Origin of the sequence: Streptomyces sp. NPDC020362 (assembly GCF_040642095.1) — a bacterium.
GTDB lineage: Bacteria > Actinomycetota > Actinomycetes > Streptomycetales > Streptomycetaceae > Streptomyces.
This window is the reverse complement of the sequence record NZ_JBFAET010000109.1, coordinates 13,676-31,599: the sequence shown is the minus strand read 5'-3', so window position 1 is coordinate 31,599 and position 17,924 is coordinate 13,676. Positions and strand designations below refer to the sequence as shown.

Sequence of the window (17,924 nt, the reverse complement as noted above, 5' to 3'; positions counted from 1 at the left end):
CGCCCCCCCGCCCCCGCGCCCCCCGGCCCCCGCCCGCGCGCCTCAATTCGGGTGCGCGCCCCCAAACACCCCCCCGCGCCCCCGCCCCCCCGCCGGCGGCGCCGGGGAAGGGTTCCGACCTTACTTGCCGACGCTGTTGTTGCAGCCCATGGACGAGCCCAGGGAGCTCTCCTGCGCACCCGAGTTGCCCTCACCGTTGAGCAGGTTGCCGCCCACGCCGTTGAGGATGCCGACCTCGCCGAGAACGTCGACATTGGCGTCGTGCGACCTGCAGGTGGTGCTCTGTCCGATCTTGACACGGGTGCCGTCGTGGCCCCAGCCGCCGTGACCGTCGGCTTGGGCGGCGCCGGCACCGAGGAGTCCGACGGTGCCGAGGGCGGCGACCAGGACGGCGGCCTTGCGGAGCTTGTGCATGTCATCTCCGGTGGAGTGAAGTGGATGCGATCTGTGGCAGATCGGCTCGAACAGTTATGGAGGCTAATAAGAAATATCCGTAAGCAATCGGCGACGCGCCGAATTCGATGAATTGTCGCCACCTGATTGACGGTGTGGAATTCCGCCCCGTGAGTGAATTGCTATTTCAGCATATAATCCCAGCCAGTTCGGCTGTGGTTGACAATGGTGATCCCCTGGTCGCTGCGGCGTGGGAATTCGAAGCAAAAAAAGGGGTCCCGGCGTCGAGCCTGGGGCTCGATGCCGGGACCGTTGTCCCGCAGTGGGCCGCCTATGCGGCCGTCATGCGCTTAGAAAGCGCTGTTGTTGCAGCCCATGGTCGAGCCGATGTGGGTGTCCTGTGCGCCCGGGTTGCCCTCGCCGTTGAGCCCGTTGCCCAGCAGGCCGTTGAGGAGCCCGACCTCGCCGAGGACGTCGAGGTTCAGGTCGTGCGACCTGCAGTTGGAGCTCTGCAGGACGCTGAAGCGGTCGCCCTTGCCGCCGTCCTTGCCGCCCCCGCCCCAGCCGCCCTCGCCGGCGGTGGCGGTACCGGCGCTCACGAGTCCGACGGTACCGAGGGCGGCGACCAGGACGGCGGCCTTGCGAAGCTTGTGCATGTCATCTCCGGTGGAGTGAAGTGGATGCGATCTGTGGCAGATCGACTTCTTACAGTCACGGGAGATTAGTACCGAAATATCCTAAAAGGGACAGCGACGCGCCGGATTCATGATTCAGTGGTCGCGGCAGGCACTCTGACGCCGCATCACATACGCACGGGCCCTTCGAGAGCGTTCCTCGAAGGGCCCGTGCGGGGCGTCGGTGTCCGGCGGAGCGGCTGCCTAGTGCGCGTTGGCGGCCGCGTTCGCCTGGCTGTTGGCCTGGGTGCAGCTGATGCCGCGCGTCTCGGAGGCGCCGAGCAGGGCAACCGGGAGATTCGCGTTGAGCAGGTTCTGCGGGCTGCACTCCTGGTACGGGCGGAAGAGGTTGTTCTGACTCGACGAAGCGCCCTCGGCCTGGGCCGCCTGCGGGGCCGCCTGGGGGGTCGCCTGAGGAGAGATCTGCGGGTTGATCTGCGGGCTCACCTGCGGGTTGACCTGCGGGGTGATCTCGGTGGGCCGCTGCGGGGCCGCTTGCGGGGCCGGGGTGCCGTACGTACTGGCGTTGGCCCGGGAGGCGGTGTACGCGCCGGCCTGGGCGTCCTGCTGCGCAATGGGGGGCGGGACGCTGCCGTTGTACGCAACGGGAGCGGCGGCGAGGCTGGAACCGGTGCCGATGCCGGTCAGACCACCGGCTGCTGCGACGACGAGAGCGACCTGTTGAAGTTTGCGCATGAAACCCTCGGCCCTTCATTGACCTGTGCATGGAACGTATTGGAATGCTGATGAGCCAGTGCGGCTGTTGCTGTTCTTGCTGCCCTGGTGCGGCTGCGGTGGACCCTCGTTCTGGCCCACTGCGGAACGAGGTGAACGAGCTTCCGGACACGGGAGCCGGGGTGTGGTCACTCATTTGCCTCAATGCCGTGTGGCATTGCTTCATTTGCTCCTGTGTGAGGCATGCTCGCCGCGTCGGACGACGGTCGCGGTCCGGTGCGGGGAAACGGCGAACTTGCCGATCATGGCCTTACGCAGGCGAGTTGTGCACGACGGACCGTCGCCGCTGAGCACGGGACAGGGTCCGACGTCCGAACTCGGCGTCACCCGTGCGGTGTTGACCCGGTCCGAATCGGTCGACAACGGAACCGATAATACGGTCGATGGCAAATGGGTGACGGATATTTGGATCCCGTGACTGGGCCGAGGGAAATGTCGTTGCCAGCTGAGAGAGGGCAGCGACCATGGACTCGGAGAGGGGTGAGGGGATTCGCTGCCGGCTCCGGCGTGAAGTCCGTGGCGGCCCAGAGTTCCCCGTGTAAGGGCGCAGTACGAACATCAGACTGAGCGCACGCAAGACTGCACTGAATGCAACGGATTTCCCTGTACAGGTATTGAAGGGCCGAGGGTTTCATGCGCAAGCTTCACAAGGCCGCGCTCGTCGTAGCAGCGGCCGGCGGTCTGTCCGCCATCGGCGTCGGCGTCAGCCATGCCGACACTCAAGTCGGGTACCCCGGTGCCGCTCCGGTGCCAGCTCCCGAGTACCCGGCTCCCCAGTACCAGGCTCCGCAGTACTCGGCTCCCCAGTACCAGGCTCCTCCCCAGTACGCGGCACCGCAGTATGCGGCTCCTCAGTACCAGGCTCCCCAGTACGCACCGCCCCAGTACCAGGGGTCCCAGCCGAATGGTGCGCAGGCCACCGCCACCTCCGACTCGACGGGCCGTGCACAGGTCTCCGGTCCGCCGCAGTACGCCCCGCCGATGCAGCAGGCCGCTCCTCCGCCGCCCCCGCAGCAGCAGACCGGTTACGCCTCCGCCTCGGCCACCTCGGGGGGCTTCGCGCAGGCTTCCAACTCGCCGTACGCCGCGCCCCAGGCTGCCCCGCAGGCCGCTCCTCAGCAGCCGCCCGCCCAGGTCGTGCCCCAGGTCACCCCGCAGACGGCGCCGCAGGTCATGCCGCAGGTCGCCCCGCAGGTCGCCGTGCCCCAGGCCTTCAACCCGGAGCCCGCGCCGCATGTCGCTCCTCAGGTGAACCCGCAGGTCAACCCGCAGGTGAACCCGCTCGTCAACCCGCTGATCGCGCCGCCCGGCGCGCCGGAGGTTGCCCCGCTCGGCCTCGGACAGGTCGCGGCGCCTCCGGTCGGTCAGCTGGGTCTGCCCCGACTCGGCTGACAACCTCGCCGTACCCGTCCGGCGCCCCCAACTCGATCTGCTGCAGATCACATCCGCTCGACCAACGGAGAATCCATGCGCACGCTTCACAAGTTCGCCGTCGTCGGCGCCGCCGTCCTCGGCACTGTCGGCTCCCTCGGTGTCGGCACCGCCGTGGCACACAGTGAGCGGGGCCACGACGACTTCGACGTCACGCAGGGCATCGAGTGCCGCTCGCATGACATGAACATCAGCATCCTTGGCAGCGTCGGCGCCATCAACGGCGCGCTGGGCAACGCACTCAACGGCGAGGGTTCCCCGGGTGCGCAGCCCAGCCACCTCGGCTCGGACATGGGCTGCAACAGCCGGGCGTTCTGACCGGTCCCACGACCGCGAACGCCGCACAGCGCGTCAGCGGGGGCACTCGCCCCCGCTGACGCGCTGTTGTGCAAACCCGCCGGCGCCCGGCAACTCCACGAAGCGGGAACGGCGTTGGCGTACGGGCCGGAGCATGATCGACACTGGGCAGGTGCCCGGTCTCCGGGCCGCGACCGGGCCGGGCGCGCCGTGCGGCGCCGGGGCGCCGGGTGAGACGGATGCCGGGCCGCCGGGCGGGACGGAGGCCGCGTCGCCGGGCGGGACGGAGGCCGCGTCGCCGGGCGGGACGGATGCCGGGCCGGTCGCTCGAAGGCTGATCCACCGGTGCGAGGCTTGATCCATGCCTGCGTGGACAGTCGGCGCGCCGCGCGCGGCCGTCGCCCGCGCCTGTGGCCTGTCGCCCCTGGGCGCGCCCTGAACGCCGTCACGGTCTGTTTGGCGCGGCTTGCCTGCCGCGCAGAGGCCAGAGGTCGAGTGGCGCCCCCGGCAGGACTCGAACCTGCGGCCAAGCGCTTAGAAGGCGCCTGCTCTATCCACTGAGCTACGGGGGCCTGGTGCGGGACAAGGATAAGGCTCCCCGTTCCTCGACCCGGCTGCTTCGCCTCCGTGGCTCGATGTGGAGGTTCGGTGAAGCGGTCCTGATAATCGCAGGCAGGTACGAATCGTGCACCGCTTTTGGCGCCCGAGGCACAGGGTGTTGTGCACTCGTTATGCCTGGACTGTGCCTGCGTCCCAGTCATCCCTTACGCCCGATGTGTTCCATCGGCACGCTGAGATGTCCATATGCTTCAGAATTCCCCTAAAATTGGGCATTCTTCGCATGTGGTGACCTTGGACGTTCGGCCTCAGCTGCTCGACACACTCTCCGCTCTGCGCGACCGTGTCGCTGCCGCACGCTTTCCGCTGCCCCTGGTCGGGGCCCCACGCGCGCGTGCCAACCGCGACGAGCTGCTCGCCCAGCTCGACGACTACTTGGTGCCCCGGCTGCGGGACCCCGACGCGCCGCTGCTCGCGGTCGTCGGCGGTTCCACCGGTGCCGGCAAGTCGACCCTCGTGAACTCCCTCGTGGGACGGCGGGTCAGCGAGGCGGGCGTGCTGCGGCCGACCACGCGCACACCGGTCCTGGTCTGTCATCCCGACGACCATCACTGGTTCAGCGGCATGCGCGTGCTCCCCGACCTCACCCGTGTGTGGGTGCCAGACCAGGAGGGGGGTGACGAGCTCCTGGTCCCGGGCGAGAACCCGGCACGCGTGCTGCGCCTGGAGACCGCCGACACCCTCCCGCGCGGGATCGCCCTGCTCGACGCCCCCGACATCGACTCACTGGCCGCAGACAACCGCGTCCTGGCCGCGGAACTGATCTGCGCCGCCGACGTCTGGGTCATGGTCACCACGGCGGCTCGCTACGCCGACGCCATCCCCTGGCACCTGCTGCGCACCGCCAAGGAGTACGACGCCACCCTGGTGAGCGTCCTCGACCGCGTGCCCCACCAGGTCGTCTCGGAGGTCTCCCGGCAGTACGGCGCCCTGCTCACCAAGGCGGGACTCGGCGACGTACCCCGTTTCACCGTGCCCGAGCTGCCCGAGTCGGCCTGGGGCGGCGGTCTGCTGCCCGCCAGCGCCGTGGCAGCCCTGCGCACCTGGCTCGTCCACCACGCCCAGGACGCGGGGGCCCGCCAGCAGGTCATGGCCCGCACGGCGTACGGCCTCCTCGACTCGCTGAAGTCGCGCGTGCCCGAGCTGGCCGGCGCTGCCGCCGCCCAGTACGCGGCCGCGCTGCGGCTCACCGCCGCCATCGACAGCGCGTACGACACCGAGGACGCGCGCGTGCGCAGCCGACTGCAGTCCGGGGCCGTGCTCGCCGGGGACGCACTCAAGCGGTGGCGGGCCTTCCCGCTCGACTGCACCGCGGGCGAACTGCTGGACGCGCTCGTGGAGAGTCTCGCCGCGCTGCTGCTGTGCTCCGTCACCGCGGCCGACGAACGCGTCGAGGAGGTCTGGCGGCGCGAGCCCGCCGCCGACGCCCCCGAGCTGGCGGGCCGGGACCCCTCCATGGCGAGCGCCGAGCACCGCATCGGGCTCGCGACCCGGCGCTGGCGGCGCGAGCTGGAGGAGTACGCCGAGGACGAAGTGCGGGAACTGGAGCGCAACGGCGCCCCCGACTCCGAGGCCGTCGCAGCTCTGGTCGCCACCGTGCTGCTGGGTGGTCGCCGGGCACGCAACGCGGGCGAGGGGCTCGCCCAGCGGATCGGTCCCCACGGCGCGCTGCGGATCCGCGACCGGGCCGGGCGCCTGCTGACCGAGCACGTCGACCGCGTCATGCACCGCGAGCGGGAACGGCGCCTCGCCCCGCTCGACGCCCTGGGCGTCCACGCCGATCCGCAGACCGAACTCATTGCCGCGCTGTCCGTACTGCAGAAGGAGAGGTGACCGTGACCGCCGTTGCCGACCAAGACCACACGGACCACACCGATCACATGGATCACCTGAACCAACTCAATCAACTGAACCGCATGGGACACAGCGAGCAGGCCGATGGCTCCGCGGCAGCGCAGCCCGGGTCCGCGAACGGCGCGAACGGACGGCCCGACGGCGAGGGCGGTGACCGCCAGCGGCCGACGGACGCGGGCCCCGCCGAGGGCCGCCCAGCGAACGGCACCTCCCCGGACAAGGCTGCCGAGTCCGGCACCGGCGCCGAGCCGGACGACCGGAACACACGGACGGACGGCGTCCGGCACGCGCGCGTGTCCCAGGAGCGGGCAGAGGGTCCGGACCGGGAGCGGCGTGCTCGTGCGTCCGAGGAGCGGGCGGACGGCGCGGACCGGGAGCGGCACGCGCGCGTGGTGGATCGGGACGCCGACGCGGGGAGGGGTGCGCGCGCCCGCCTCAAGGACGGCGAAACGGCCAGGGACGGCGCAGCGGCCAGGAACAGTGCCGTGGCCAGGAACGGCGCAGCGGCCAGGCGCAGTGGAACGGCCGGCACCGTCGGAACGGCCGGCAACGGCGGTATGGCCGGCAACGGCGGTATGGCCGGCAACGGCGGAGCCGCCGGCAGCCGAGGAACGGCCAAGGGCGCGGGGACGGGCGGGGACGCCGGGAAGAGCAGGAGCGCCAGGAAGGGCGAGGAAGCGGCCAGGGCCGGGGACGGCGGGGCGGTCGGCCTCGGCCCGGACGCGGAGGCCGACCCCACCGAGGTCTGGGACGACGGTCTGATCGCCCGGCGCGTGACCGACAGCACCGAGGACGCCCTGGCCGGCGGACGCGGCCCCGCCCTCGACAAGCCGAGCCGTGGTCCGGGCGGCCGTACCCCCGCACGGCTGGCCTACGACGGTCACCTCCGCTCCCGACTGGACGCCCTGCGGGAACTCGTCGGCCTCTCCCGTACCCGCCTGGACAGCAGCACCCTCGCCGAGGCGGGCCGCGTCCTGGAGGAGGCGGCCGCCCGCCGCAAGCTCTCCGGACAGCACACCGTGGTCGCCATCGCGGGCGCCACCGGCAGCGGAAAATCGCAGCTGTTCAACGCGCTCGCCGGTGTCGCCATTTCGGAGACGGGCGTGCGGCGTCCCACGACCGCGGCCCCGATCGCGTGCAGCTGGAGCGACGGCGCGGCGGGCCTGATCGACCGGCTCGGCATCCCCGGCCGGCTGCGCCGGCGGCCCGTGCAGGGACCGGAGGGCGACGCACAGCTGAGCGGGCTGGTCCTGATCGACCTGCCCGACCACGACTCGGCGGCGGTGCAGCACCGCGAACAGGTCGACCGGATCCTGAAGCTCGTCGACGCGGTCATCTGGGTGGTCGACCCGGAGAAGTACGCCGACGCCGTCCTCCACGAGCGCTATCTGCGGCCCATGTCCGGCCACGCGGAGGTCATGTTCGTCGTCCTCAACCAGATCGACCGGCTGCCCGGGGAGGCCGCCGACCAGGTCCTGGACGATCTGCGCCGGCTGCTGGACGAGGACGGCGTGGCGCTCGGCGAGTACGGCGAACCGGGCGCCACCGTGCTCGCGCTGTCCGCGCTCACCGGCGACGGCGTCGGTGAACTGCGCGAGTCGCTCGGCGAATTCGTGGCCGAGCGCGGTGCGCCGTCCCGCAGGGTCGCGGCCGACCTGGACACCGCGGCGGACCGGTTGCGGCCCGTCTATGCCACCGGCCGGCCCGTCGGCCTCAGCGAGGAGGCACGCGAGGAGTTCGCCGCCCGCCTCGCCGACGCGGTGGGCGCCATCGCGGCCGGGGAGGCCGCCGAACGTGCCTGGCTGCGCAATGCCAACCGTGCCTGCGGCACCCCCTGGCTGCGGCTGTGGCGCTGGTACCAGAGCCGCGGCGAACACACGACCGGCCGGATCCCGGTCCGCCCCCAGGCCGACGAGGAGGCCACGGCCCGCCAGCGGGTCGAGCAGGCCGTCCGTTCGGTGTCCGACCGGGCCTCTGCCGGGCTGCCCGCGCCCTGGGCACAGGCGGTGCGCGAGGCAGCCGCACGCGGGTCCCAGGGTCTGTCCGAGGCACTGGACGACCTGGCGGCGCGGGCCGGGCTGCCGCCGGGACGACCGCCGCGGCCGGGATGGTGGCCGGTCGCGGTGCTGGTCCAGGCGGCCATGACCCTGCTGCAGATCGTGGGCGGCGCGTGGCTGGCAGGCCAGATCGCCGGTGTCATGGCGCCCAACCTGGGCGTGCCGGTGCTGCTGATGGTGTGCGGGATCGTCGGTGGGCCGATGGTGGAGTGGGGCTGTCGGATGGCGGCCCGGGGCCCGGCGCGGCGGTACGGCCAGGATGCCGAACGGCGGCTGCGGGAGGCGGCCGCGGGCTGCGGGCGGGCCCGGGTGCTCGATCCGCTGGCGGCGGAGCTGCTGCGGTACCGGGAGGTACGGGAGCAGTACGGGCGGGTGGCGCGGGCCGGGGTGGGGTGAGGCCGGCCGGGGAGAGTGCCGGCGCCGGGAAGGGGGCGCCGGTGGGGGTGGGGGAGGGGTCCGGGGGACGTCCGTCACTCCTTGGGGTGGCGGGGTTTTCCACAGGTGGGAGGTCGTCCACAGCGCTCAGCGGGCCCGGCCCGGCGGAGGCAGTCTGATCACACGGCGATCGCGTCGCACGCCCGGCGAGAGGCAGGGCGAGCGGTGTCGTCGACCGGTGTGAAGTGCGACGGCGTGCGCGGGACGCGTGCGCCGGGCACGGCAGACGCAGCCGTACGGGAGGGGCCCGTAGGCGTGTCCGCCCGGCGGCAAGGGGCGGCCGGGCGAGGGAGGGGTTCGCGATGAACGAGACCGTGATCTGTGTGGTGGGCAACGTGGCGACGCCGCCGGTGTACCGGGAGCTGGCGGCGGGTCCGTCGGCGCGGTTCCGGCTGGCGGTGACCTCGCGTTACTGGGACCGGGAGAAGAGCGCCTGGACGGACGGGCACACCAACTTCTTCACGGTGTGGGCCAACCGCCAGCTCGCCGTCAACGTGATGGCCTCGGTGGAGGTGGGGCAGCCCGTGGTCGTGCAGGGGCGGCTGAAGGTGCGCACGGAGCAGCGCGAGGGGCAGCAGAGCCGGACGTCGGCCGACATCGACGCGGTGGCCGTCGGCCACGACCTGGCCCGGGGCACCGCGGCCTTCCGCCGCGCGGCCAAACCGGAGGCGCCGGCGACGGTACGGCCGGAGCCCAACTGGGAGACACCGGCCGCCACCCCGGACGGCGACCGGGCCCAACAGCACCCGGAACCAGCGGCGGTGACGTGACATCACGGGGGTGACACCCCCGAGCCACCGCTCCGCCGTCACCGGATCCACCAGCTCCGCCCGCGCCACCGGCTTCGTCGACTCCAGCCGTTCCGCCGACTCCACCGGCAAACTGACGGATCGCGATCCCACGATCTGCAGTCCACGATCAGTGCTCGCAGTTCACGATCCGTGCTCGCGCTCCATGCTCGGCGATCCACGCTCCGCGACCCATGCTCGTGCTCCCCGGCTGGTCTGCGCATGTGGCTCCGACGCGCTCGGCATCCCCAACGCCTCGACCGAGTCGGTGGATTTGTCGATAACCGCAGCTTGCGTTCGGTCCCGGCGATAACGATTCCGGATCGGATCGGCCATCAGACGATCTGACCGGCTGGGCAAGGTGCGCGTGATCCATAGGATGCCGGGCGTGCCCCTCGGGGCTGCCGATTCTGCTGGTGGGACCGTCCCCCACGTCCAACGGGTCCTGCTCGAAGGGGAATTCTGTGCTTGCTGCGTTGTCTGGGTTTCCTCGGTCCGTCACAGTGGCCCGCCTCGGTGCCGTGACGATGGTCTCCGGTCTGGTGGCAGCGGGTGTGCTGTCCGGCGCCGGTACGGCCGTGGCCGACGGGAGACCGCAGACCGAGGGCGGCGCGACGGCCACGATCAACGGCCTGAAGACCTACGGCCAGGCCGTGATCCATGAGGACGGCGGTGACCAGCAGGTGGCCGCGGGCCTGTTCGAGATGTCCGTGGACGGCGGCGGCACCCTGCAGACCTACTGCATCGACATCCACAGCCCCACCCAGCGTGACGCCCGCTACCAGGAGACGCCCTGGAGCAGCACCTCGCTGGGAGCCAACCGGGACGCCGGCCGGATCCGCTGGATCCTGCAGAACTCCTACCCCCAGGTCAACGACCTCGCGGCACTCGCCCGGCGGGCGGGCGCCGGCGGTCTGACCGAGCAGGACGCGGCGGCCGGCACCCAGGTGGCCATCTGGCGCTACTCGGACGGTGCGAAGGTCGACGCCGTGGATCCCGAGGCCGAGAAGCTCGCCGACTACCTGGAGAAGACCGCCCGGAACACCAGCGAGCCGCAGGCCTCGCTGACCCTGGACCCGCCCGAGGTCTCCGGGCGCCCCGGTGGTCTGCTCGGGCCGGTGACCGTGCACACCAACGCGAGTGGCGTCACGGTGGTCCCGCCCGCGGACGCGGCCACCAGCGGGGTCCGGATCATCGACAAGACCGGCAAGGTGATCACGTCGGCGCAGGACGGCAGCCGGCTGTACTTCGACATCCCCAAGGACGCCCCGGACGGTTCCGCCGAGCTGACCGTTCAGGCGTCGACCACGGTGCCGGTGGGTCGGGCCTTCGCCTCCGACAGCCGCAGCCAGACCCAGATCCTGGCCGGTTCCAGCGAGTCGACGGTCTCCGCGACCGCGGGCGCCACCTGGGCGGCCAAGGGCGCCATACCGGCCGTGTCGGCCCGGAAGAACTGCGCCAGGGGAGCCGTGGACGTCACCGCGGCCAACAAGGGCGACCAGCCCTTCACCTTCCAGCTGATGGGCGCCGAGCACACCATTCCCGCCGGGGCCTCCCGCACGGTGTCCGTCCCGCTCCAGGAGGACCAGGCCTACGACTTCACGATCACCGGACCGAACGGCTTCAGCCGGCGCTTCACGGGCATCCTCGACTGCAAGCCCCAGGGCGCGCTGACCACGAAATCCGCCCAGACCCTCGGCGAGCCCAGGCCCGCATCGGTGGGCGGAAACACCGCCACGACCGACACCGACCTCGCCGCGACGGGCGGCTCCGCGATCACTCCGATGATCGCGGGGGTGGCCATCGGCCTGGTGGTGATCGGTGGCGCGGCACTGGTGATACTGCGCCGCAAGGAGACCCAGCCGGAGGAGTGACACCCTCCCTCCCCGGGGGCCGGCGGGGTCGGCCCCCAGGCGGGAGACACGGTTGGCCCCCGGAGGGGGACAGGGTCGGCCCCCCGGGGGGAGAGAGACAGGATCTCCCGCGATCACCCGGACGCTGCGCCGTCACGACTGGGCCGTCTGCGGGCCGTCCGGCGCCCCGAGGACACCCGGCAGCGCCCCACAGTGACAGACGAGCCACGGTCGTCGGTGGCGAACCCCCAGGTCACAGGCCCCTGGCCGGACGAGTTTCCGCCCAGGGGTGGCCGTACGGCAAGATGGGGTGTTACTTACCGCCCGGGGGCATGAAAAGGCCCCTCACCAGCGGTTTCTTCGCCAATGAGGGGCCGTGTCAGGCGGCTTGGGCCGTCCCTGGGCCGTCGCCCGTCTTCGGGCCGTCATGAGCGTGACCGGCGGCCCGGTACAACGCGGAAATGGCCTTCCGGGTCCGTGTCTCGCTGGACGGCATGAGGTGCGTGTAGACGCGCAGGGTGAACCCCGGGTCGCTGTGGCCGAGGTAGAGGCTCAGAGCCTTGATGCTCTCTCCAGCGTCCAGGAGTACCGAGGCGTAGAAGTGGCGGAGAGCGTGCATGCCGTGTTCGCGGGCTGCCGCGTAGCGCTGCCCTTTGTCGGGCGTCGGGATGATGCCGGCGGATGCCAGCGCGGGCTTCCACGCCTGGTCGTTGAACCCCTGGCTCCAGATGGCGGCGCCGATGCTGCTCGTGAAGACGAGCCGGTGCGTGACCTTGGAGCCGGTCGGGGTCAGCCAAGGCAAGGTCACTTCAACGGGCGGGTAGCGCTCCAGGTGCTCGCGGAGTGCAGCCGACACTTCCGGGTCGAGCGGGATGTCACGGAGCTTGCCGCGCTTGGGCGGGGCGAAGACGAGCGTGCCGCGAACCTTCTTCACCTGCTGGCGGACGTACAGCCAGCCGAGATCCCCGATGCTGTCGACGGCAAGGCCGAAGATCTCGCCCTGTCGCAGCCCGCATCCGGCGCCGAGGTCGACCATGGCTCGGTAGCGCTCAGGGAGACCGGCTCGTACGCCGAAGACATGCTTAGCGGACCACGGATGCACGCGTGTCGGCGTAGGACGGGGAGCCTTGACTGATCGGGCCCGGCAGGGGTTCGAGGCCAGCAGACGGTCATCTACGGCCGCGTTGAGCACGGAAGAGACCGCGTCGAAGATGAGGCGCCGATATTGGGCTGACGCCACGGCGTCTTCCAACTGGCGGTTCCACTCGCGGATGTGCTCAGGCTGGAACGAGCCGATGGGGCGGGTGCCGAGATAGGGAAGAGCGTGTAAGCGCAGTCGACCCTCCACGGCGGCCCGGCTGGTCAGATCAGTCGTGAGCGAGGCGAGCCAGCGGTCCGTGTACTCCCGGAACGTTGTCCGGGCCGCTCGCGGGTCGATGTACTGCCCGCGCGCCATGTCGGCTTCGATGTTGGACAGCCACTGGTCCGCCAACCGCTTTTGTTTGTCAGGGAAGCTCTTGGCCTTCTCTGTGCCGTCCGGGCCGATGTACCGGGCTCGATAGCGCATGCCCGTGCCGTGACGTTCGGTCTTGACCCTGTGCGGCTTGCCGTTCGCGCCGACCTCGGTTCTGTACCAGCGGTCCTGGATGTGTCCAGCCATTAGGCGGCCTCCCCGAGCTGGGTGTCCACCCAGGCCCGCACGTCGGTCGGGTCGAAGCGGAGGTGCCGGCCGACACGGAAGCCGCGCGGACCGGTGTGCTTGCGCCGCCACTGGTAGACCGTCTCGACACTGGGGAGTTCGAACATCTCAACCAGGTCCTCAGGGGTCAGGAACCGGTTCGGAAGTTCTGCGGCCATGGTCAGCACTCCCTTTCAGCGTCGAGCTGGTCACGCAGGGCGTCGCGGGCGGTCTCGCGGTTGGTCTGGAGGCCGCGCGCGATGGTTGTGGCGAGGGCGGCTTCGCCCGGCGTGTGGCCGTGGCCGGCGTACTGCCAGTCGGTCAGGACGAGGACGGTGTCCGGCTCGCGGTCGTCGAGGCCGAGGGCGGAGGCTTCCTGGGCGGCGCGGTAGTCGGCGCGTTCCTGGCGGAGGGCGCCGAGGGTGGTGGAGTAGGCGCGCGACTTGGACGAGAAGTGCCCGCGGAAGCCGAGCATGTGAGCCCAGGCCCAGAGGCGCCGGTCCGGGTACAGGCTGTCCAGGTCGCGGCACGCGGTGATGAGCCGACGGGTGTGGTCGGGGACCTGGTGGCGGTCGAGTTCGGCGAGTTCGCCGATGCGGCGGTCCAGGGTGCCGGTGTTCTCTGCGGCCTTGGTGGCGTACTTGGCCACGTACGAGGCAACGGCCTGTTCGGTGACATCGGAGCCGTCGCCGAAGGCCTTGACCGGGCGGACGTCGAGCTGTCGGCCCCATCGGAACGTTCGGGTGGGCTGGTCGCTGGCAGCCGGCACCGAGACGGATGTGTATGAGTGCGCTGCCGCGGCGCGTAGCGCGTCCGTGAGCAGATCGACCGTGGCCCAGGCGGGCGGTGGCGTCCCGGGTCCCTCTGGGCCGTCGAGGCGTACGACGGCATGGAAATGCAGGGCTCCGCGCTTCTGGAATTCGGCGACCTTGCCGTACGAGACGCGAAGGTGTTCGGCGAGTTCCCGGCGGGGCAGGCCTGCGCGGGCGGCGAGTTCGCGGCGGAGTCGGGTGGCGAAGCGCTGCCAGAGCTGACCGGCGTGGTTGTTGAACAGCACGGCGCCCGCGTAGTCGTAGGTGTCCGGGTCGAGGGCAGTGCCCAGTTCCGGAGCGTCGGGCGCGTGCGCGGTGCCGCAGCGGCAGGTGCTGTGATCGGGGCGGTTGTGGACCGGGCCGAACGATGGGGCTGTGAGGGTGGCGAAGACGCGCGGGTGATCGCGGACGGTGGCGGGGACATCGCGGCGGTCGTCTCCGGCCAGGCCGACGCGGATCAGGTGGTAGGTGTCGCCCGTGTAGGTCCAGGCGCAGGACGGGCAGCGGGATGCGCGGCGGTTGCCGCAGGCGAGGCGGAGGCGTCCGCCCGGCTCGTTCGCGGTGGAGTAGTGGTGCAGGGTCTCGCCGTTGGTCTTGTCCTTGTGGAGGATCCAGCCGGTGAGGTGGATCGGGTCGGAGCAGCCGCCGGTGCGGCGGATCTGGTCTTCCCAGCGGGCGTAGTCGGAGGCCGAGGCCACTCGGAGCACGTCCCCGAGGGTGATCGGGTCGAGCAGCGTGTCTGGCATGGGCGCCCTCAGTGTTGCGGGTGAGGCGCGGTGGGCCATGCTGGGTGTTCCTTTCGGTCGCGAGATCGGACAGGGACGGCGCCCGGGCGGCGGATGCTTGGCGGTATCGAGGCCGCCCGGGGGCCGGTCAGCGGCGTTTGGCGTCGGAGGCGAGCAGGGAGCGCAGGACGACCGCGCAGACGGCGACCGAGGCGCCGGTGATGGCGACCGCCAGGAGCAGGGAGACCAGGACGGCTCCGAGGACCAGGACGACGGCCGTGCCGCTGCCGACGAGGGCGAGGGCGGTGCCGGGGGTGAGCTGGACGACCGGCCGGGACGAGGCGGGGGTGACGGGTGCCGGCGGCGGGACTGGGGTGCTCCGGGTGATGGTGGTCGGCTCGACGACGGCGGGCGGGGTGGTCAGGCCAGTGGGCTGCGGCATGGTCGGGAGCTTGGGCCGGAACATGAGCGGATCTCCTTTCGCGGTCGGTTACTTGACGGCGGTGTTGATGACGGGGGCCAGAACGCTGTCGGCGAGGAGGTAGCCGCCGAGGAGCAGGACGGCGATGAGCCACCAGGGCGGGCGGATGAGCTTGACGCCGAGGTAGCCGACGACCAGCAGGGCGAACCAGAGAGGGATGTCCATGGGTTGTGTCTCCTAGCGGACCGTGCAGCGGTGGGTGCGGGCGGCGAGCTGGGCGGCGGTCTGGCTGGAGTAGTCGGCGGACCAGCCGCAGCGGTCGGCGGTGCAGACGGCGGCGTGCATGATCCGGCCGTTGCGGTCGCGGTGGGTGCCGATCTGCACGGGGCCGATCCGCATCAGGGAGTGGAAGTTGTCGCGGGCGGGCATCGCGGGTGCTTCCTTCCTGGTCAGGTGAGGTGGGCGGCGATGGCGTCGGCGAGGTGGGGTGGCACGCCGAGACGGGAGCGCAGGGTGTCGGTGTCGATCGGGGATCCGGTACGGGTGCGGTACTCGTCGGCGACCTTGCGAGCGTGGTCGAGCAGTACGGCGGGAACCGAAGGAGAAGGGGTTGGGGCGAGAGCGGGAGCGGAGGAAGCAGGGGCTACGCCGGGTTCGGGCACGGTTTCCGTCACCGAAGCGGGTTCGGCGTCCGATACCGGCTGCTCGGCCGAAGGCTCGTCGTGCGACGTGTCCGCAACGGGTGCTGACGGGGCCGGCCCCAACTCCGCGGCCGACGAGTGCGCGAGGAGCGTGCCGCCGAGGAAGGCGACCGCGGGCCATCCAGCGATGCCGAGGCGGAGCAGAGCGGGTGGGTCGGTCAGGTCGAGGAACCCGGCGGTGGCGACGTTGGCACCGAGCGAGGCGAACAGTGCGACGAGGAACCAGCACCAGGCGAGCCGGGACGGCCCGTCACGACGCAGGCGCCGCCAGGCGGCAACCAGGAGCAGGTCGACGCGGAGGCCGTGACGGGAACCCATCAGGAGTCGCCGGGGTAGGTGGGGCCGCCGTCAGGGTCGTAGCCGGACGGGAACGTGCCGGGCGGCGGCTCGGGCAGCGAGACGGCGAGGGACACGCTGACGGCTTCCACGAAGTCGAGGTCGGCATCGGCCGTGTCGGCGTACAAGGCGAGTTGGCCGAGCAGGAGCACGGTCCGGGCGAGGTCCTCGCAGTTCGGGCACACGGCGGGATCTCCCTTCTCTGGGCATGGCGGGGGTAGGGACCTGGCGCGAAGGCGGTCGCGCCGACCGGTGGGATCCGAGGCTCAGACAGTGGCCGAGGAAGCCTTGGCCAGCGACACGGGAGCCACGGCGGAGGCGGAGAGGACCGGCCGGAACGGAGCCAGCTCGGGCAGGTCCGGGGTCCGGTCGGCGTGCCGGTTGCAGATGTTCACGGCCTGGCGGAGCGAGGTGTGCGGCGCACGGATGCGGTGCCACCCTCCGGAGGAGTCGCCCGAGATGGCGAGCCCCCGCATCTCGGCCGGGATCTGGATGGCGGCGAGGACGGCGTCCGGTGCGATGTCACCGAAGGCCATGTTGGCGGATGTCTCGTCGTTGACGCGATGGGCGGTACGGGCGGTGAGCTGGGCACGGAGCATGGTGATGCCCTTGCCGAGTTCGGAGCCGAAGCGCTGTCCGCAGATTTCGAGGTAGATGCCGGCCGCGCGGCCGAGCTGGGCCAGGCGGACCAGGGCGGTGATGATGCGGTCCCGGCGCTTCTCCTCCTCCTTGTTGGCGTACAGGGCGAGTTCGGCTACCTCGTCGACCAGGACCACGACCGGGACCGGACGCAGGTGATCGGGCAGGTCCCAGATGTCGGCGGCGATCTCCGCGTCCGGCACGTCGGCGGTGATCCGTTGTTGAGCCCGGATGACCTGGTAGATGCGTTCCATCCGGACCACGAGCGCGTCGAGCACTTCTGCTGCGGTGTCGGGATCGTCGGCCAGCGCGGAGAACCGGCGGGCCAGCGGGAACAGTTCAACGCCCTGCTTGCAGTCGATGCCGACGAGGGCGACATCCATCGGGGCGAGTCCGGCGACCAGGTTTCGCTGGTAGACGGACTTGCCGGATTCCGTGGCGCCGAGGGTGAGGGCATGGGGTATCGCGCGGTAGTCGCGGTAGTGCACCGAGCCGTCCTGCCGCAGGGCGACCGGAACCCGCATCGGCCGGGTTTCGGTCTCGGCCGGCATCTGCACCCGCTTGAGCACGTCGTAGCCGGTCATCCGCACCTCTACGACACCGGAGCGCAGCTCCCGCGAAGTCACGCCGTACATCGAGAACGAGTGCCGGAGCCGGTCCGAGGCGGCGGCGATGTCGAAGGCGTCCTGTCCGGGGCGGAGCTTGAGCCGCAGGACCAGGCCGGTGCGAGTGGGCCGCAGCCGCAGGATGCGCGGGGGACAGGGCCCCGGTATCGGCCGGTTGGTGGCACGGGCGAGCGCCAGCCGCCACCGCGCGGGCGGCACGGTTAACCCGCACGCATCCATGACGGAGCCGTACCGGACCAGTACCCGCACCACGGCCAGGGTGACCCCGAAGGTCAGCCAGTACCAGGCGGGGCGCCGCCACCGCAGGAGACCCACGGCGACGGCGACCAGCACCAGGGAGACCGTGAAACCGGTCATGATCAGGCCGCCTTCGGCCCTGCAGCGGCGCCGGCGAGCGAGGTGACCGCGACCGCGCGGAACGCGATGCCGTGCCGCTTCTGGCCGTTGAAGTCGTTCTCCCAGGGCCTGGCGATCAGGCCGGTGAGCGCGACCGGCGTGCCCATGGACAGCTCGCCGGTGATCCCGGGCTCCGGGACGGTGATGGAGAGGATCTCCACCTCCTCGTTCGCCGCGAACATCACGTCGACCGTCATCAACTTCGCCCCGCTCTCAGTGTCGGTGGCGATCTCGCCGGTTCGACGGTCACGGACCTTGACCTGCGGAGACTTGGCGACCATCACAACCGCACTGGAGGTGTCGACGGGGATCTGACGCACAGAGATCACTCCTCTATAGATGCTGAACTTCGCCACTCATGTACATGAGTGACATGAAGAAGAGTGCATCACTCCTGTACATGAGTCAACCCGCCGCGGAGAAGAACTCGCGACGGGCTGCGGTGAGTTGAGCGG

19 protein-coding genes and 1 tRNA gene are annotated in these 17,924 nt (G+C 71.1%); 6 read left to right on the top strand and 14 right to left on the bottom strand.

Translation table 11 applies throughout. The annotated features are described in order from the left end of the window. Positions 1-120: 120 nt before the first annotated feature. From AB0H32_RS30480 to AB0H32_RS30470, 3 genes are all read right to left on the bottom strand, one after another. Complete coding sequence (locus AB0H32_RS30480; RefSeq protein WP_361126944.1) at positions 121-414, bottom strand: hypothetical protein; 294 nt, start codon at positions 412-414, stop codon at positions 121-123. 329 nt (positions 415-743) lie between these two features. Then, positions 744-1,049, bottom strand: coding sequence for a hypothetical protein (locus tag AB0H32_RS30475; protein ID WP_361126941.1), 306 nt, complete (start codon positions 1,047-1,049; stop codon positions 744-746). A 222-nt stretch (positions 1,050-1,271) separates the two neighbouring features. Beyond that, a complete protein-coding gene (locus AB0H32_RS30470; RefSeq protein WP_361126939.1) occupies positions 1,272-1,763 on the bottom strand; it encodes a hypothetical protein in 492 nt (163 codons plus the stop codon). 672 nt (positions 1,764-2,435) lie between these two features. Here AB0H32_RS30470 and AB0H32_RS30465 point away from each other — a divergent pair. Together AB0H32_RS30465 and AB0H32_RS30460 are read left to right on the top strand one after the other, a co-directional pair. Then, a complete protein-coding gene (locus AB0H32_RS30465) occupies positions 2,436-3,194 on the top strand; it encodes a hypothetical protein (protein WP_361126936.1) in 759 nt (252 codons plus the stop codon). A gap of 75 nt (positions 3,195-3,269) precedes the next feature. Continuing rightward, complete coding sequence (locus tag AB0H32_RS30460; protein WP_361126933.1) at positions 3,270-3,551, top strand: hypothetical protein; 282 nt, start codon at positions 3,270-3,272, stop codon at positions 3,549-3,551. 475 nt (positions 3,552-4,026) lie between these two features. On the opposite strand, the gene AB0H32_RS30455 is transcribed toward AB0H32_RS30460, so the two are convergent. After that, positions 4,027-4,102, bottom strand: a tRNA-Arg gene (locus tag AB0H32_RS30455). 271 nt (positions 4,103-4,373) lie between these two features. Here AB0H32_RS30455 and AB0H32_RS30450 point away from each other — a divergent pair. The 4 genes from AB0H32_RS30450 (at position 4,374) to AB0H32_RS30435 (ending at position 11,156) form a co-directional block, all read left to right on the top strand. Beyond that, positions 4,374-5,981 (top strand): dynamin family protein, encoded by a 1,608-nt coding sequence (locus AB0H32_RS30450; RefSeq protein WP_361126930.1) that lies wholly within the window; start codon positions 4,374-4,376, stop codon positions 5,979-5,981. A gap of 2 nt (positions 5,982-5,983) precedes the next feature. Beyond that, positions 5,984-8,455, top strand: coding sequence for a GTPase (locus AB0H32_RS30445; RefSeq protein WP_361126927.1), 2,472 nt, complete (start codon positions 5,984-5,986; stop codon positions 8,453-8,455). A gap of 341 nt (positions 8,456-8,796) precedes the next feature. Then, positions 8,797-9,264, top strand: coding sequence for a single-stranded DNA-binding protein (locus tag AB0H32_RS30440; RefSeq protein ID WP_361126924.1), 468 nt, complete (start codon positions 8,797-8,799; stop codon positions 9,262-9,264). A 545-nt stretch (positions 9,265-9,809) separates the two neighbouring features. After that, positions 9,810-11,156: a TQXA domain-containing protein gene (locus AB0H32_RS30435; RefSeq protein WP_361126950.1), complete on the top strand. Its 1,347-nt coding sequence runs from the start codon at positions 9,810-9,812 to the stop codon at positions 11,154-11,156. Between the two features lie 358 nt (positions 11,157-11,514). Here the strand turns inward: AB0H32_RS30435 and AB0H32_RS30430 are convergent, their stop codons facing one another. The 10 genes from AB0H32_RS30430 to AB0H32_RS30385 form a co-directional block, all read right to left on the bottom strand. Beyond that, on the bottom strand, positions 11,515-12,795 hold the full coding sequence (locus AB0H32_RS30430) for a tyrosine-type recombinase/integrase (RefSeq protein ID WP_361126921.1): 1,281 nt from the start codon (positions 12,793-12,795) through the stop codon (positions 11,515-11,517). Then, positions 12,795-12,992: a helix-turn-helix domain-containing protein gene (locus tag AB0H32_RS30425; protein ID WP_067314647.1), complete on the bottom strand. Its 198-nt coding sequence runs from the start codon at positions 12,990-12,992 to the stop codon at positions 12,795-12,797. The genes AB0H32_RS30430 and AB0H32_RS30425 overlap by 1 nt, the downstream gene beginning before the upstream one ends. Positions 12,993-12,994: 2 nt before the next feature. Further along, entirely contained in the window at positions 12,995-14,371 is a 1,377-nt protein-coding gene (repSA, locus tag AB0H32_RS30420) for a replication initiator protein RepSA (RefSeq protein WP_361126918.1), read from the bottom strand. Positions 14,372-14,498: 127 nt separating this feature from the next. Then, positions 14,499-14,816, bottom strand: a complete 318-nt coding sequence (locus AB0H32_RS30415) for a SpdD-like protein (protein ID WP_361126915.1) — start codon at positions 14,814-14,816, stop codon at positions 14,499-14,501. A gap of 24 nt (positions 14,817-14,840) precedes the next feature. Continuing rightward, positions 14,841-14,996: a hypothetical protein gene (locus tag AB0H32_RS30410; protein ID WP_361126912.1), complete on the bottom strand. Its 156-nt coding sequence runs from the start codon at positions 14,994-14,996 to the stop codon at positions 14,841-14,843. Positions 14,997-15,008: 12 nt separating this feature from the next. After that, positions 15,009-15,200, bottom strand: coding sequence for a mobile element transfer protein (locus AB0H32_RS30405; RefSeq protein ID WP_361126909.1), 192 nt, complete (start codon positions 15,198-15,200; stop codon positions 15,009-15,011). A 20-nt stretch (positions 15,201-15,220) separates the two neighbouring features. Then, a complete protein-coding gene (locus AB0H32_RS30400; protein ID WP_361126906.1) occupies positions 15,221-15,790 on the bottom strand; it encodes a DUF2637 domain-containing protein in 570 nt (189 codons plus the stop codon). Next, positions 15,790-15,993 carry a hypothetical protein gene (locus AB0H32_RS30395; protein WP_361126903.1) on the bottom strand — a complete coding sequence of 68 codons (204 nt, stop codon included), beginning with the start codon at positions 15,991-15,993 and terminating at the stop codon, positions 15,790-15,792. Before AB0H32_RS30395 ends, AB0H32_RS30400 begins: the two co-directional genes overlap by 1 nt. Before the next feature lie 81 nt (positions 15,994-16,074). Beyond that, on the bottom strand, positions 16,075-17,430 hold the full coding sequence (locus tag AB0H32_RS30390; RefSeq protein WP_361126900.1) for an FtsK/SpoIIIE domain-containing protein: 1,356 nt from the start codon (positions 17,428-17,430) through the stop codon (positions 16,075-16,077). A 2-nt stretch (positions 17,431-17,432) separates the two neighbouring features. Continuing rightward, positions 17,433-17,789 carry a hypothetical protein gene (locus AB0H32_RS30385; protein ID WP_067314635.1) on the bottom strand — a complete coding sequence of 119 codons (357 nt, stop codon included), beginning with the start codon at positions 17,787-17,789 and terminating at the stop codon, positions 17,433-17,435. Between the last annotated feature and the right edge of the window lie 135 nt (positions 17,790-17,924).

Bases quoted from the DNA above. Each gene is read 5' to 3' on its own strand.
- repSA (WP_361126918.1), bottom strand. From the start codon at position 14,371: ATGCCAGACACGCTGCTCGACCCGATCACCCTCGGGGACGTGCTCCGA.
- AB0H32_RS30465 (WP_361126936.1), top strand. From the start codon at position 2,436: ATGCGCAAGCTTCACAAGGCCGCGCTCGTCGTAGCAGCGGCCGGCGGT.
- AB0H32_RS30435 (WP_361126950.1), top strand. From the start codon at position 9,810: ATGGTCTCCGGTCTGGTGGCAGCGGGTGTGCTGTCCGGCGCCGGTACG.
- AB0H32_RS30390 (WP_361126900.1), bottom strand. From the start codon at position 17,430: ATGACCGGTTTCACGGTCTCCCTGGTGCTGGTCGCCGTCGCCGTGGGT.
- AB0H32_RS30470 (WP_361126939.1), bottom strand. From the start codon at position 1,763: ATGCGCAAACTTCAACAGGTCGCTCTCGTCGTCGCAGCAGCCGGTGGT.
- AB0H32_RS30430 (WP_361126921.1), bottom strand. From the start codon at position 12,795: ATGGCTGGACACATCCAGGACCGCTGGTACAGAACCGAGGTCGGCGCG.
- AB0H32_RS30400 (WP_361126906.1), bottom strand. From the start codon at position 15,790: ATGGGTTCCCGTCACGGCCTCCGCGTCGACCTGCTCCTGGTTGCCGCC.
- AB0H32_RS30415 (WP_361126915.1), bottom strand. From the start codon at position 14,816: ATGTTCCGGCCCAAGCTCCCGACCATGCCGCAGCCCACTGGCCTGACC.
- AB0H32_RS30460 (WP_361126933.1), top strand. From the start codon at position 3,270: ATGCGCACGCTTCACAAGTTCGCCGTCGTCGGCGCCGCCGTCCTCGGC.
- AB0H32_RS30440 (WP_361126924.1), top strand. From the start codon at position 8,797: ATGAACGAGACCGTGATCTGTGTGGTGGGCAACGTGGCGACGCCGCCG.
- AB0H32_RS30405 (WP_361126909.1), bottom strand. From the start codon at position 15,200: ATGCCCGCCCGCGACAACTTCCACTCCCTGATGCGGATCGGCCCCGTG.
- AB0H32_RS30480 (WP_361126944.1), bottom strand. From the start codon at position 414: ATGCACAAGCTCCGCAAGGCCGCCGTCCTGGTCGCCGCCCTCGGCACC.
- AB0H32_RS30410 (WP_361126912.1), bottom strand. From the start codon at position 14,996: ATGGACATCCCTCTCTGGTTCGCCCTGCTGGTCGTCGGCTACCTCGGC.
- AB0H32_RS30425 (WP_067314647.1), bottom strand. From the start codon at position 12,992: ATGGCCGCAGAACTTCCGAACCGGTTCCTGACCCCTGAGGACCTGGTT.
- AB0H32_RS30475 (WP_361126941.1), bottom strand. From the start codon at position 1,049: ATGCACAAGCTTCGCAAGGCCGCCGTCCTGGTCGCCGCCCTCGGTACC.